We start from the raw sequence: 16,411 nt of genomic DNA on the forward strand, positions 1-16,411 counted from the left end.
AACTTATGAATGGTATGAAAAAGTTATTGTTGATAGGCGTGTTAGTTGGTGCCACTGTGAGCACACAGGCACAACAGCATTCGCTGGTAAACACCAGTGCCAGCCCTTATGCCAGCAGAACAAGTGTTGATATGGGCAGTGTGCAATGGACCAGTGGTTTTTGGGCAGAGCGTTTTGCGGTGTGCAGAGATTCAATGGTGCCACATTTGTGGCATACCTATAATGATGCAGAATTATGTCATTCCTTTAAAAACTTTGAAATAGCTGCCGGGTTGGATACGGGTTCGTTTAAGGGGCCTTCCTTCCATGATGGTGATTTTTATAAAACCCTGGAAGCGGTAGCAGCTATGTACGCAGCCACTAAAGACCGCAAGCTGGACAGTATGATGGATAAGGCAATTGCGGTAATAGGAAAGGCGCAGCGTAAAGATGGGTATGTATATACAAAGTCTATCATAGAACAACAGCAAACCGGTAAACGGGAGATGTTTGATGATAAGCTGAGTTTTGAAGCATACAACTTCGGCCACCTGATGACGGCAGCCTGTGTACACTACCGTGCTACCGGCAAAACAAGCTTACTGAACATTGCTAAAAAGGCAACTGATTTCCTGATCGCTTTTTATACAAAGGCTACTCCGCAGCAGGCGCGTAATGCTATTTGTCCATCGCACTATATGGGGGTGATAGAGATGTACCGTACTACAGGAGAAGTAAAGTATTTGCAGTTGGCTAAAAAGCTGATTGATATACGCGGTATGACGGAGGGAACAGATGATAATTCTGACCGCGTGCCTTTTCGTGATATGAAACGGGTGGTAGGGCATGCTGTACGTGCCAACTACCTGCTGGCGGGTGTGGCTGATGTATATGCCGAAACAGGTGATACTGCTTTGCTGCATACGTTGCAGTTGTTGTGGGAGGATATTGTAAACCGGAAATTATATGTAACAGGTGGTTGCGGAGCTTTATACGATGGGGTATCGGTGGATGGTATTTCGTACAATCCGGATACGGTGCAGCGTATACACCAGGCTTATGGTAAAAACTACCAGCTGCCTAACCTGAGCGCCTACAATGAAACCTGCGCCAATATTGGCAGTGTGTTATGGAACCGCCGCATGTTACAGCTAACCGGCGATGCCCGGTATGCAGATGTGGTGGAGCTTACTTTATATAACAGTGTGTTAAGCGGGGTAAGCGTAAACGGTAATGATTATTGTTATACCAATCCGCTGGCAGTGAGTAAGGATTATCCTTATCATTTAAGATGGGAGGGTAGCCGTAAGCCTTATATCGCTTTATCTAACTGTTGCCCGCCTAATACGGTACGTACTATTGCAGAAGTAAGCAGCTATATGTATAGTGTGGCCAAAGATGGCTTGTATGTAGATATGTATGGTAGCAACCAATTGCAAACTAAACTGGCAGATGGATCTGCTCTACAACTGGAACAGGTAACAGGCTATCCCTGGGATGGCAATATCCATATTACTATTCAGCAGGCGCCTGCCAAAAGCACTGCTATACATCTGCGTATACCGGGATGGTGTGGTAAGGCGCAATTACAGGTAAATGGCCAGCCGGTAAATACGGCGTTGGAAAGCGGTAGCTATGCTACTGTTACGCGTCAATGGAAAAAAGGGGATGTAATAGCCCTGGTGCTGGATATGCCTGCTACTTTGCTGGAAGCCAACCCCATGGTAGAAGAAGCCCGTAACCAGGTGGTGGTAAAGCGTGGTCCGTTGGTGTATTGCCTGGAAGCGGCAGACTTACCAGGACAGGATATCTTTCAGGTATCGCTACCTTCGGATATTGTGCTGAAACCGGTGCCGGTGAAAATTGATAACAGCGAGGTGATGGCACTGGAGGGGCAGGCCCGGTTAACTACTCATAACAACTGGAATAATATCCTGTACCGTCCTTTACAGGCGGCGGATAAAACTGTTACTATAAAACTGATACCTTATTACGCCTGGAATAACAGGGGGTATGATGATATGACGGTGTGGATGCCGGTTGTAAAATAATGGAATGTATGCGCTATTTATCTGTATGTCTGTTGAGTGTTTTTGCGTCGTTGGCTGGTATGGCACAAACCGTGGATGGCTTGCCTGCTGCGGTGCCGCCGGTGCCGGGTGTATATGCGGCCGAGCCCTGGGAAAACCCGCTGGTAACCAGTATTAACCGCGACAGAAGTCGTGCTACGGCTTATTCGTATGCCGATGTGGCTTCGGCGTTGAAAGGGGATCGTGCTGCCAGTGGCAGGATGTTGTTGTTGAATGGCGACTGGGATTTTTCCTTTGCTATCAAACCGGCAGATGCGCCCGTTGATTTTTATAAAAGCAAGGTGAAAGGCTGGAAGAAGATTCCGGTGCCTGCCAACTGGGAAATGCAGGGATATGATAAGCCTATTTATAAAAGCGCGGTATATCCTTTTCGCCCCGTAGATCCGCCCAATATTCCCAAAGATTACAATGCAGTGGGCAGTTATCAGCGCAGCTTTACGTTGCCTGCCAGCTGGAAGGGCATGAATATCACCCTGCATTTTGGTGGCGTAAGCTCTGCCTTTAAAGTATGGGTGAACGGTAAGTTTGCCGGATACGGTGAGGATAGTTTCTTACCTTCTGAGTTTAACGTTACCCCTTACTTACGTGCAGGGGAAAATAGTATATCGGTACAGGTAATTCGCTGGAGCGATGGCTCGTACCTGGAAGACCAGGATCACTGGCGTTTAAGCGGTATACAGCGCGAAGTAATGCTGTTGGCCGAACCGCCTTTGCGTATTGCTGATTTGCATTGGCAGGCGAAACTGGATAAGCAGTATAATGATGCGGTGCTGAGCATTCGTCCACGCTTAGATAACTATACCGGTAAGCCGGTAAGAGGCTATACGGTAAAAGCGCAGTTGTTTGATAAGCAGGGAAAGGCAGTGCTGGCTGCTCCTTTAACAAAGGATGCCAATGCTATTGTAAATGAAATATATCCCCGTTTGGATAACGTGAAATTCGGTTTGCTGGAAACTACTATTCCGCATCCCGATAAATGGAGTGATGAAACGCCTAACTTGTATACATTGACGGTATCATTGGAGGACAGTACTGGTCATATACTGGAAGTGAAGAGTTGCAAGGTGGGTTTCAGAAGCATTGAGTTTTCGCCGGTGAACAGCAAGCTGCTGATTAACGGCAAAGAAACGTACCTGTATGGGGTAAACAGGCCTGACCATCATCCCACGAGAGGTAAAGCCTTAACACGGGATGATATATTGCAGGATGTGCAAACGATCAAACGTTTTAATTTCAACTGCATACGTACCAGTCATTACCCTTTAGATCCGTATTTCTACGATCTGTGTGATGAATATGGTATACTGGTAATTGATGAAGCCAACCATGAAACGCATGGCCTGGGTGGCAAGCTTAGCAATGACCCGGAATGGACACATGCTTATATGGAACGTGTAACGCGTATGGTAATGCGGGATAAGAACCACCCAAGTGTAATTATCTGGAGCCTGGGTAATGAAGCCGGGCGTGGACCTAACCATGCGGCTATGGCTGCGTGGGTGCACGATTTTGATATTACCCGTCCGGTGCATTACGAGCCGGGAATGGGCAGTCATCAGTTGGAAGGGTATATTCCGTTGGGCGATCCGCGTTATCCTAAAACCAATGACCATTCGCATCGTTTACAAAATCCACGAGATCAGTATTATGTAGATATCGTAAGCCGTATGTATCCCGGTATTTATACGCCTACTTTACTGGCCAATCAGAACAACGGAGATACGCGTCCTATTTTCTTTGTGGAGTATGCGCATGCAATGGGCAACTCGGTAGGTAACCTGAAAGAGTTCTGGGATGTGTTTCGCAATACGCCGCGTGTAATAGGCGGTTGTATCTGGGAATATAAAGACCAGGGTTTGGAAAAGATAGATTCAGCGGGCAGGCCCTATTATGCGTATGGTGGTGATTTTGGTGAAAAGTATTTTGACAACTTTACCATCAAGGGAATTGTAGATGCTTTGGGCAGACCTAAAGCGCCGATGTATGAATGTAAGCGGGTATTTCAGCCGGTGGAATGTACGATGACTGACAGCGTGCAGGGATTAATAAAGATTCATAACCGCCATAGCAGTGTATCGCTGAGCAGGTATACCGTGTATGTGCGTATACTGAAAGAAGGAAAGGCCGTAAAGGTGGATACCTTGCCCGTAATGATGGTAGCCGCAGGGCGGGATACGGTTATTCATGTCTCTTCTCTATATCCCGCCGGATTGTATAATGATGGGGAGTTTTTATGTGATATTCATTTCTTACAAAAGGAAAATAAACCCTGGGCTGCGGCTGGTTATGAAGTGGCTGCCAATCAATTTTCGCTGACGCGGCCTGCTGCACGTTGGCTGACTTTCTCTGATGCTACTTCGCTGGACTATACAGAAACTGCCGATGATATATTGATTAAAGGCAAGAAGGTGCAGTTAGGCTTTTCCAAAAAGAATGGCGGCTTATTCTCTATGGTGTATGAAGGTGCAGAGCGTTTAAAAGCGCCTTTATTGCCGCATTTCACCCGTCCGCAAACGGATAATGACAAGCGTGGCTGGAAAACGCATAAAAAATTATATTCCTGGTTTCATACGGATATGAAGCTGTCTGGTATCAGTCATAGTAAGAATAAACAAGGTAACCACGTTATAGAAAGTAAATATACTTTACTGCACGACAGCGCGCAGGTTACAGTGGTATATACTATTGATGGAAGCGGGTTGGTAAAAGTAGATTACACCCTGCATGCCGATACAGCATTGCCACATATACCCAAAGTGGGTATGCAATGTGGCATACCGCGCAGTTTTGATAGTATCTCGTGGTATGGCAGGGGATTGTATGAGAATTACATTGACAGGCGTTATGGTTTTGACGCCGGTATCTATCACAGTAACCTGTCTGATTTTATGGAGCCTTATGTAGTGCCACAGGAAAACGGTAACAGAACAGATGTGCGCTGGATGATGCTGTTGAACGAAAAGAAGCAGAGTGGTGTAATGGTGATAGCGGATAGCCTGTTAAGTATGAGCGCATGGCCCTATACCGAGGAGAATATAGCTGCTTCAAAACATACTACAGATTTGCGTGATGCGGGGTATATTACATTAAACATAGACCTGGTACAAATGGGCGTGGGCGGTAATGATAGTTGGAGCGATGTGGCCCAGCCGCTGGAGCAATACCAGGTGCCAGCCAGGGATTACCGGTATCGTTTTTACTTGTCGCCCCTGGTAGAGAAACCATAATTGAATAAGATGATTCGTGTTTGTATACAACGTTGGTATTGTAGTGTGTTGCTGGTGGCGGCATTGTACTGTTCTACTGCCGCAGCACAAGGCCTGCGCAGGGATGTGCTGCTGGAAGACGGCTGGCGCACTACAGCGCATAACAGTGATGCCGATGCCTGGAAGGGGTTTGAAGCCACTGGTTTTAAAGATGCACAATGGGCAGTGGTAAGTGTGCCACATACCTGGGACAAATACGAAGGCTACCGGCAGTTAAAGCATGGTAACCGGCATGGATATGCCTGGTATCGTAAAACTTTGGTGATAGACCCTTCTTATGCCGGTAAGCAATTGTTTCTTTGGTTTGAAGGGGTGAACTCATTTGCTACCGTATGGGTGAATGGTAAACAAGTGGGCAGTCATGCAGGCGGCCGTACTTCCTTTACAATAGACATAACGGAGGCGGCTCAATTGGGTAAACTAAATACCATTGCAGTAAAAGCAGACCATCCGGGCTTTATCAGAACCTTACCCTGGGTGTGCGGTGGTTGCTCGGAAGAGCAGGGTTTTTCGGAAGGATCGCAACCGATGGGTATTTTCAGGCCGGTGCATCTGGTAGCTACAGATGCAGTGCGTGTAGAACCTTTTGGTATACATGTATGGAGTGATAGCGCTATTAAAGCCAATGGTGTATCGAAAGGGAACCTTACTGCGGAAATAAAGAATTACAGTAAACAATCACATGCCGTAACGGTGGAAGCGGTGATTACAGATAGCGTAAACCGTAAAGTGTTCACGTGGCAGCAACAGGTTCAGTTAGCGGCCGGTGAAACCAAAACCGTGCAAACGGCTACGCAGGTAGATAAAACAGTGTTGTGGTGTCCGGAAAGACCTTATTTGTATAAGGCTACGGTTCGGGTGATAGAAAAGGGTGTGGTAAAAGACGCACTGGATGCAAAGTTTGGATACCGGTATGTGCAATGGCTTACAGATGCGGCAGGGAATAAACAGTTACTACTGAATGGGAAGCCTGTGTTTTTGAATGGTACTGCTGAGTATGAACATCTATTAGGCAATAGTCATGCTTTTACGGCTACGGAAGTTTATGCACGTGCCATGCAGGTAAAAGCTGCGGGTTTCAATGCTTTTCGTGATGCGCATCAGCCGCATAACCTGCGTTATCAGCAATACTGGGATAGCCTGGGTATATTATGGTGGCCCCAGTTTTCGGCGCATATCTGGTTTGATTTACCGGAGTTTGCTCACAACTTTAAAACGCTGATGCGCGATTGGATCAGGGAGCGGTGGAATAGTCCTTCTATTATATTATGGGGGCTGGAAAATGAAAGTACCCTGCCGGAAAGCTTTGCCCGTGAGTGTTCGGATATCATTCGCGATATGGATAAAACCGCCAGTACACAACGCCTGATCACCACCTGCAACGGCGGAACAGGTACAGATTGGAATGTGCTGCAGAACTGGACAGGTACCTATGGTGGTGATCCTGCCGATTATGGTAGTGATTTGATGAAGCAGGGATTAGTGGGTGAATACGGCGCGTGGCGTAGTATTGATATGCATACGGAGGGGTGTTTTGATCAGAAAGGGCCATTGAGTGAAGACCGCATGACGCAGTTAATGGAAATGAAAGTGCGGTTGGCAGATTCGGTGAAAGCCTTTACTACCGGTCATTTTCATTGGTTATTGTATTCGCATGATAACCCCGGCCGTGTACAGCCGGATGAAGGATACAGGTATATAGATAAAGTGGGGCCTGTGAACAACAAGGGCCTGTTTACTATATGGGGCGAGCCTACGGATGCTTTTTATATGTACCGGGCCAATTTTACATCACCAGCCACGCAGCCTATGGTATATATCGTATCCCATACCTGGCCGGAGCGATGGTTAACGCCGGGTGTGAAAAGTGGTATTACCGTGTATTCTAATTGTGATGAAGTAGAGTTATTCAATGATATGGAGCACCAGGTATCACTGGGTAAAAGAAAGCGTGGTGGTATAGGCAGTCACTTTCAGTGGGATGATGTGCCGGTGCAATATAATGTGCTGTATGCGCAGGGATATGTGAATGGCAAGCCAGTGGCGCAGGATCATATCGTATTGCTGCATTTGCCTAAGGCGCCTCATTTTGAGGCACTGTATAAGAAGTCGGTGAACATTACGCAGCCGGCTAAGGGATATTATTACAGGTATCGTGTGAATTGTGGTGGAGCTGACTATACAGATGTAAATGGGAATGAATGGATAGGGGATCAGTCATTTCTGGATGGTGGAAGGGGGCTGTTTGTAAGTCAATCGTGGGGAAATGGTTTTGATGGAATGACAGGAATGCAAGCCAGCCAGCGACATAGTTTTGATGCTGTTGTAAATAGTAAAGATTGGCCTTTGTTTCAAACCTGCCGTTATGGGCGGGATAGTTTGTATTATAACTTCTGGGCTGCACCTGGCAGGTATCGTATAGAGCTTTATTTTACAGAACCCTGGTATGGTACAGGAGGAGGAATGGATTGTAGTAAATGGCGTGTGTTTGATGTAGCTGTAAATGGAAAAACTGTGATTAAAAACCTGGATATATGGAAGGAGGCAGGGATAAATACGGTTGTGAAAAAGGTAGTAGAAGTGAATGTAAAAGATAAGGAAGGAATCTCTATCAGTTTTCCGGGAGTACAATCTTCACAAGCTGTGATAGCGGCTATCGCTATAGCAGCTACAAATGAGCAATATCTGGTGCCTACCATGATTCCTGATGATACGTGGAGCAGGCCTGATGAGTGGCGAAGGAGGAACTGGCTGGATAAAGGTGATTTACAGTATGCTGATGATTCGGTTCGCTTTCATTACATTCCATCTTACCTGTTTGGTGATGAATGGGTGCAAACTGTTTCCCGGGATAAGCAGCGTGTTGATGCAGCAGCGGTATTAAGATTGCAAAAGCCAGCTGACATTTATCTTGCTGTGGATAAACGTATAGACTCTTTGCCTTCATGGATGAAACAATACCAGCCTGTAGCTGATTCGCTGGTGAGTGATGCACACGGTGGAACAGTGTTCCGTTTATTGAAAAAGTCTACACGTTTGAGTACTGGTGGCAAATACGACCTGGTAAATATGCCTGATTCGCTGTGGGAGAACGGAAAAGCGTTTCGTGACGAAGCAGAGATGTACACGGTAATTGTGCATTACCCCTCGGCTTATGAGAAAGCAGAAAAGATTAAAAGACCGGTAACTACTTACCTGGCCACTGATGCAGTGCGGCAAGGCAAGCGGCTGGATAGTACTATCAAGGGTTTTACTGGCAAAGGGTACATTCCCTTACGGGAAACCACAGATACAGCTGCCTGGAAAATTACGGTAGGCGTGGGGGATACTTACGAATTACGTCTACGGTATCGTACAGGAAGCAATGCCCAGGAGCCTGTGTGGTTGACCATCCGCCAGGCAGATGGTACGTTGATGCGGCATGATAAGGTGTTTTTTGCTCCGGCAGATACTAAATGGAAGACTTTTTATACGACCACGGGCACAAATATTAATGCTGGTGTATATATGATACAGCTTGTTCCGGTGAAAGAAGGGGCCTTGTTTCTGGACAAGTTGGAGGTTCAATAACCGAACCGGACCTTTAATTTCAAATTAAGGGGCAAAACGGCATATGTTTTGGTAAAAGGCGTATGTTAGTAACACAATATGCCCATAAAGACAGCTTTACTTTGCTTTGCTTTATTTTTTCCGTTTGCAGTGATACAGGCTCGTGACGTGCAGGTAATACAGCTTACGCAACAGCAGAATAATGTGCTGGGCATGCCTTTTACCGAAAGCTTTATTGATTACAGTGGTCAGTTGAAACTGGAATCAGTACGTGAGCCCTTTTACGCGGATAAGTTTGTTCGCACAGGCGAAAAAATACTTTCTTATGGCTTTTTGAATGGTGTTGTATGGATACACGGTGCTGTAGCCAACACCTCTGGCAGCAATGCTTACCTGCTGCTGGAATATTCCAATATTGATACGGTTGATTTATTTTATTATCACAAGGGGCGGCTGCATACCGTGGAAGCGGGTAGTCACCGGCCTTTGGAGCGCAATGCCTTTCCGGCGGCGGGATATAGTTTTTTACTGCCTGCGCCGGATAGTTCGGGCAAGCCGTTGGAATTCTGGCTGCGGGTACGGTCAGGCAATTCGGTGATTATACCGCTTACGGCTGTAACGGCAGAGGGACTTTGGGGTAGTTATGTGAGAATGTATGGCGCAGAATTGATATATGGCGGCATTATACTGGCTTTATTTTTTTATAACCTGTCGCTATATCGTTGGGTAAAGGAAAGAAGCTATTTGTATTACATAGGTTATTTGTCGGCGCTGGGTGCATATGTGTTGTTGTACCTGCGCGGGTTACGGGTGTTTATGGGGCAGGGTGTGGCTGATTTTATCTGTCAATATGGGGTTAGCCTGGTGGCTATTGCTTATATGTTCGGGATCAGCTTTGCCATTTCATTTTTAAAGGGTAAGATATATGCGCCTAAGCTTACAAAGGTTTTACAGGTGATCAATTGGTTTATGTGTATTACGCTTATTACCTGTTTTACGGGGCACCGGGCGGCGGCTATTCACCAGGAAGAAATACTCAGTCTGGTTACACCCATACTAATTATTATACTGTCAATTAGTGTTTACCAGAAAAAATATAAGCCTGCTTTTTACTTTTTATTGGCCTGGAGCATTTTGCTGTTGGTAATCGTGTTTTTTGCGGCATCGGTGCTGGGGCTGTTTAAAGTGCAGACCTGGACATTGCAGGCTATTTCTATAGGGTCGGGTGTGGAAGTGATACTGTTGTCGTTTACGCTGGGTTTCCGCTATCTTCTGCTAAAACGGGAAACCATTCACCTGATTACCCAGCACAATGTATTGCTGGAGCAGCAGGTGAAGGAGCGTACCAGCGAATTGCAGGATGCTATGGAAAGGCTTTCGGCAGGTAATGCGGTGAAGAACCAGTTACTGGGCATAGTGTCACACGATTTTAAAACACCTGTCAGTAACCTGCGCTGGTTGATGGAGCAGGCTCAATCGGGCAATAACAGTACGGAGCGGTTGGGCAAACTGCAAAAAGAGATTGATACGGAACTGAACCGCATAGCGTTTACGATGGATAATATTCTTCACTGGTCGCTTACCCAGATGGATAAAATTGAGCCAAAGGCAGAATCGATAGACCTGAAACAGCTGGTACAGGAGGTATTGAATGATAACCGGGTGGCTGCGAAGAAAAAGAATATTGTACTCACTGCTACTGTAGTGGAAGGTGTGTGTGTGCATGCAGATATTGGCCAGTTGCGGCTGGTGTTATTAAACCTGTTGCATAATGCCATTAAGTTTACGCATGCAGGCGGTGAAGTAACGGCGGGAGCCGCATGGAGCCTGGATAGTGGCCGGGTAGAGTTGTATGTGGCAGATACGGGAGTGGGAATGACGCAGGAAGATGTGAACCGTTTGATGGATGCCGGAAGTTTTTATTCCCGGCAGGGTACCAGTCATGAAAAAGGTACGGGCATGGGGATTAAGTTGTGTAAAGAGTTTATTGAGGCGAACGGAGGGATTTTAAAGGTGAAATCTGAGCTGAATGAGGGTGCGTATTTTTACTTTAGCCTGCCTGTTTGCAAATAGTAAGATGATCCATTATTACAGAAAGATGTGACATTGTTCGCCGGTGGGTGTGCCTATACCTTCACTATTTAAATTGCACTAACGAGGGCGGCCATGAGCAGATTCTACAATTCACTGATCGTATTTTTTCTCTATTGTTTAGTAAGTGGTTTTAAGCCTTTTCCGGAAAGGGTTACCGTGGTAATTCCGCAGCAAAGTCATGTAAGAATACGGTTTGGGGCCGAAAAACTGGTGGCGGCATTGCAAAAAGCCGGGTACCAGGCAGAGATTACTTCTTCTGCTGCTTTTAAAAAGGGACAGCGATACATTATTGCCGGTTTACAGGGTGATAATATTTTACAAAAAACTACCAAAGGATGGCCGGCTGCCGGAGATACAGCATATGGCAAAGAAGGGTTTGCTATACGTAGCTCCGGTAATACTATTGCTATTAGTGGCAGTGCTGCTTCGGGTGTTTTATATGGCTGTATGGAACTTGCCGATAGAATACAGGCGGTTGGTGTGTTACCTGCTGCTATCCATGTAACAGATAAACCCCAGATGGTATTGCGTGGTGCCTGTGTAGGCCTGCAAAAGCCTTATTACCTGCCGGGCCGCACGGTGTATGAATATCCTTATACGCCTGAAACATTTCCCTGGTTATATGATAAGCAGTTATGGATCAGCTACCTGGATTCTATGGTGGCTAACCGCATGAACTCATTATATCTGTGGAACGGGCATCCGTTTGCTTCGCTGGTGAAGCTGAAAGATTATCCTTATGCAGTAGAGGTAGATGAAGCTACTTTTAAAAAGAATGAAGAGATATACCGTTTTCTCACCACCGAAGCTGATAAGCGCGGCATATGGGTGATACAGATGTTTTATAACATTATCGTATCGAAGCCATTTGCAGAATATCATCATATGAAAACGCAGGACAGGGAAAGGCCTATTATTCCTGTGATTGCTGATTATACACGTAAGTCTATTGCTGCTTTTGTAGAGAAGTATCCGAACGTTGGTTTGATGGTGGCGTTGGGGGAAGCTATGGAAGGCGTGGGCAATGATGATATAGAATGGTTTACCAAAACGATTATACCCGGTGTAAAGGACGGGTTGAAGTTGCTGGGGAAAACAGAGGAACCTCCTATTGTATTGCGCGCACATGATACCGATGCGCCGGAAGTGATGAAGGCAGCTACGCCTTTATACAAGAACTTATATACCGAAGCCAAATATAATGGGGAAGCATTAACTACTTACCAGCCGCGTGGCCCGTGGGCGGAGTTGCATCGTACTTTAAGTAAGGCAGCGCCTGTGCAAATAGAGAATGTTCATATACTCGCAAACCTGGAGCCTTTTCGTTATGGTAGCGCTGATTTTATACAAAAGAGCGTACAGGCCATGCACAGCGTACACAATGGTAATGCGTTGCATTTGTATCCGGAGTCTTCTTACTGGGATTGGCCTTACGCTGCAGATAGTGCCACTCCTCGTTTATTACAAATTGAGCGTGATTGGTTATGGTATAAAGAATGGGCGCGTTATGCCTGGAACTGCAACCGTAGCAGGGAAGCGGAGGTTGCGTATTGGAGTGGCTTGCTGGGTGGTCAGTTTGGTGCCAATGCAGCCGCCGGAAAATCGATACTCACCGCGTATGAAGAAGCGGGTGAGATTGCTCCCAAGTTGTTAAGACGCTTTGGTATTACAGATGGCAACAGGCAAACCTTAACGCTGGGTATGTTTATGAACCAGCTGATTAATCCGTTCCGCTTTGGGTTGTTTACTTTATTGTATAACTCAGAAGGACCGGAAGGCGAGATGCTGATTGAGTATGCAGAGAAAGAATGGAAGCAGGAAAAGCATATGGGTGAAACTCCGGTGGATATTATACAACAGGTGATAGCGCACGGAGAAAAAGCGGTGCAGGCTATTGATGCTGCTGCATTGGCAGTGAGCAGTAATAAGGCGGAGTTTGCACGCATTAAAAACGATATGTATTGTTATCGTGCACTTGCCAATTGTTTTGCAGAGAAAGCACAGGCGGCCCTTTGGGTGTTACGCTATAAATATTCCAAACAGTTAAGTGACCTGGATAGTGCATTGCCGCACCTGGAAAAGAGTGTTGTTTATTATAGCACTTTGGCAGATATAACAAAGGGGGCTTATCGTTATGCCAATAGCATGCAAACGGCGCAGCGTAAAATTCCTATTGGTGGTGATAATGGTAAGAATAAAACATGGGTAGAGCTATTGCCTTTTTATCAGAAAGAGCTGGCTGTTTTCAAACATAATATAGATTCCTTGCGTCATCCGGTAGCGGTGGCAGCAGGCGCCGGTAAGAAGCCATTGCTGGAAGCCGCGAATGTTACAGTGCTCAGCAAAACAGAAGGTACTTATGCGTTTGCCGTAGGGCAGCAGATGTTTAGTGATACTATGTCGGTGATTAAAAACTATGCGCCTGAGCTGGTATCGTTAACGGGGTTGCGTTTTAATAAAGCGCAACAGATGAAGGAAGGCACTACCATTACCTTTACAACAGAGCAGCCGGTGCAATTGCTGGTAGGTTTTTTTAATAAAAAAGGCCCGGGCATGCTGGGCGAGCCGGAGCTGGAAACCAATGCCAGTGCCAACGATTATGGTCAGGCCGAAACGAAGATTGCCAATGGTATAGTGATAACAGGCTTTCCGGCTGTGAATGTACATAGCTATTCCTTTAAACCTGGTACGCATACGCTGGTCTTAGGTAAAGGCGCAGTGATGGTGCTGGGGTTTGTGAAGGAAGGGCAACTGGTGAAAGCATATGATGCAGGACTGGTGCCGGGTGTAACTAAGTTAGAACTGGATTGGTTATTTGAATAAGAGAATATTATAAAAACGATTGTATGAAACCTGTAAACAGGACACGTGCTATATTGATAATTGCTTTGCTGGTAGGATTGTCAGGGGGAAGCTTATCCGGCTTAGCCCAGCAAAGGAAAGGGGCGTTGCTCACCACCATTGCTTTGGAGCAGTATGTAAACCGGTTTAATGCAATTGATACGCAGGATGTGCAGAACTATATTCCGGATGCAAAGGCGTTGGAGTTTTTATCGGCCAACGTGCCTTTGTTTGTTTGCCCGGATAGTGTGATAGAAAAAATATATTACTACCGCTGGTGGACGTTTCGCAAGCATTTGAAGCAAACGCCGGACGGCTTTATATTCACGGAGTTTATTACACCGGTGAAACATGCCGGTAAACACAATTCTGTAAGCAGCGCGTTGGGGCATCATATTTATGAAGGACGCTGGCTGCTGGATACGCAGTATATCAATCAGTATGTACGTTTCTGGTTGCAATTGGATAAAACCTTTAAAGCGCCCCGTTTGCATGGGTTTAGCGGATGGGTGGAAGATGCAGTGTACCAGTTGTACAAAGTGCAGCAGGATATTCGCCTGGTTCGTTCGCTTTACCATGATATGGATACCGAATATGTAAACTGGGAGAAAGAACGTTTATTGTCCAGCGGCTTGTTCTGGCAGTATGATGTAAAGGATGCGATGGAAGAAAGTATCAGCGGTGGCAGAAAGGTAAAGAATATGCGCCCAAGCATTAACAGTTATATGTATGGTAATGCAGTGGCTATGGCGCAGATGGGTAAGTTGTTGAAGGAAGATCAGTTACACAAGCAGTACGAAGCAAAAGCTATCGACTTACGTAAGTTGATACAGGATAGCTTGTGGGATGATAAAGCGGAGTTTTTTAAAACCCGTTTAGAGAAAGGTGGTTTGTCGGATGCACGGGAAGCGATCGGTTTTATTCCCTGGTATTTTAACCTGCCTGCCAACAACGGGAAATATACTGCTGCCTGGAAGCAATTAACAGATACCGCCGGCTTTTGGGCTCCGTGGGGATTAACCACGGCCGAAAGAAGGCATCCGGGTTTCAGAACACATGGTACCGGACATTCCTGTGAATGGGATGGTGCTGTCTGGCCTTTTGCTTCTACGCAAACATTAAAAGCATTTTCTAACCTGCTGAATAATTATAAAAAGGATGCAACCGTGCCGGGTGCAGCTGCCTTTTTGCAGGCGATGCATACCTATGCTTTATCACATCAGAAGAACGGGGATGCTTATATTGGCGAATACCAGGATGAAAAAACAGGGTATTGGTTAAAGGGAGATAATGAGCGCAGCAGCTTTTATAATCACTCGGGCTTTGCTGACCTGGTTATCAGTGATTTAGTAGGCCTGAAACCAGCGGAGGGAAACACGGTGGTAGTAGCTCCATTATTGCCGGAAGGTGCGTGGGATTGGTTTTGTTTGGATAAGGTGGCTTATCATGGTAAAATACTCACCATCATCTGGGATAAAACAGGAACGCATTTTAACAAAGGAAAAGGATTTCAATTGTGGGTGAATGGTAAAAAAGTGGCGCAAAGTGTTAAATTGAATGCATTGAAAGCTACTATTTAATGAAACTACTGTCTTTTGTTCTTGCGTTATTAAGTTTTAGTGTTGCCTGCGCCCAGGATAAACCCGTAGAAGCCTATGGCTGCCGCCTGGTGCAAACAGTGTATAAAGGCGATACAGTGCATATTCTCGTAAAAAGCAAAAAAGGAGAAGAGCAGGTGAAGAAGCCCTTATTTTTCTTTTGCCAGGGGAGTATGGCGCAGCCTTTATTGAAATATGATGATGATGGAATGTATGGTGTATTTCCGTTTAATACAGACAGTCTTTCACAGTATTATCACCTGGTAATTGCAGGAAAGCCAGGTGTGCCTTTGCAGGCAGGGAAAAAGCAACTGGGAGATAATTTTGTATACCTGGATTCTACAGGGAGATTACCGGATACTTACCGGAGAAATAATCACCTGGATTATTATGTGCAACGCGATGAATATGTGCTTCGTTTTTTAGAGAAGCAACCCTGGGTGGCAACGGGTAAGCTGGTGATTGCCGGACATTCGGAAGGGGCTTGTATAGCAGCTAACCTGGCGGCTAAAGATAAAAAAGTAACCCAGCTGATTTATTCAGGCGGTAATCCATTGGGAAGGATCATGAGTATGGTTCGTATGGGCAGGGATACAGAAACGGATACGGCGGGTGAAGGAGAAAAAACGTTTGCGCTTTGGGAGAAGATTGCAGATAATCCTACAGATACGGGGTATACCGGTATGGATAGTTATCAAACCACTTATAGTTTTTCGCATCCATTGATGCACTTGTTGGATGGATTGAAAATGCCGGTGCTGGTGAGTTATGGTTCTAAAGATCATTCAGCCTATGGAAATGATTACTGGCGGCTGGAAAGCATTCGCCGGCATAAGAAAAACTTTACTTACAAAGTATATATAGGCACAGAGCATAACTATTTTCCTGTGCGTAAGGATGGTAGTATCAACTATGAAGTGTTTAACTGGGATAAGGTGGCGAATGAGTGGTGTGCATGGTTGTTGCAGCAGTAGAAATTATTGATAATAAAACT

At 45.8% G+C, this 16,411-nt stretch carries 7 protein-coding genes; all 7 read left to right on the forward strand.

Annotated elements, in window-relative coordinates:
- Nucleotides 1-14 precede the first annotated feature (14 nt).
- The 7 genes from FLA_RS05815 to FLA_RS05845 all read left to right on the forward strand — a co-directional run bounded on the left by FLA_RS05815 (nt 15) and on the right by FLA_RS05845 (nt 16,391).
- On the forward strand, nt 15-2,030 hold the full coding sequence (locus tag FLA_RS05815) for an aceric acid hydrolase (RefSeq protein ID WP_076380232.1): 2,016 nt from the start codon (nt 15-17) through the stop codon (nt 2,028-2,030).
- An 8-nt stretch (nt 2,031-2,038) separates the two neighbouring features.
- Entirely contained in the window at nt 2,039-5,296 is a 3,258-nt protein-coding gene (locus FLA_RS05820) for a glycoside hydrolase family 2 TIM barrel-domain containing protein (protein WP_197705861.1), read from the forward strand.
- A 9-nt stretch (nt 5,297-5,305) separates the two neighbouring features.
- Entirely contained in the window at nt 5,306-8,905 is a 3,600-nt protein-coding gene (locus FLA_RS05825; protein ID WP_084206320.1) for a malectin domain-containing carbohydrate-binding protein, read from the forward strand.
- 78 nt (nt 8,906-8,983) lie between these two features.
- Nucleotides 8,984-10,957: a sensor histidine kinase gene (locus FLA_RS05830; RefSeq protein ID WP_076380182.1), complete on the forward strand. Its 1,974-nt coding sequence runs from the start codon at nt 8,984-8,986 to the stop codon at nt 10,955-10,957.
- Between the two features lie 93 nt (nt 10,958-11,050).
- Nucleotides 11,051-13,801, forward strand: coding sequence for an alpha-d-galacturonidase (locus FLA_RS05835; RefSeq protein WP_076380181.1), 2,751 nt, complete (start codon nt 11,051-11,053; stop codon nt 13,799-13,801).
- A 23-nt stretch (nt 13,802-13,824) separates the two neighbouring features.
- Nucleotides 13,825-15,399 (forward strand): MGH1-like glycoside hydrolase domain-containing protein, encoded by a 1,575-nt coding sequence (locus tag FLA_RS05840; RefSeq protein ID WP_076380180.1) that lies wholly within the window; start codon nt 13,825-13,827, stop codon nt 15,397-15,399.
- A complete protein-coding gene (locus FLA_RS05845) occupies nt 15,399-16,391 on the forward strand; it encodes an alpha/beta hydrolase family protein (protein WP_076380179.1) in 993 nt (330 codons plus the stop codon). Before FLA_RS05840 ends, FLA_RS05845 begins: the two co-directional genes overlap by 1 nt.
- Nucleotides 16,392-16,411 lie beyond the last annotated feature (20 nt).

The organism is Filimonas lacunae (assembly GCF_002355595.1).
Classification (GTDB): domain Bacteria; phylum Bacteroidota; class Bacteroidia; order Chitinophagales; family Chitinophagaceae; genus Filimonas; species Filimonas lacunae.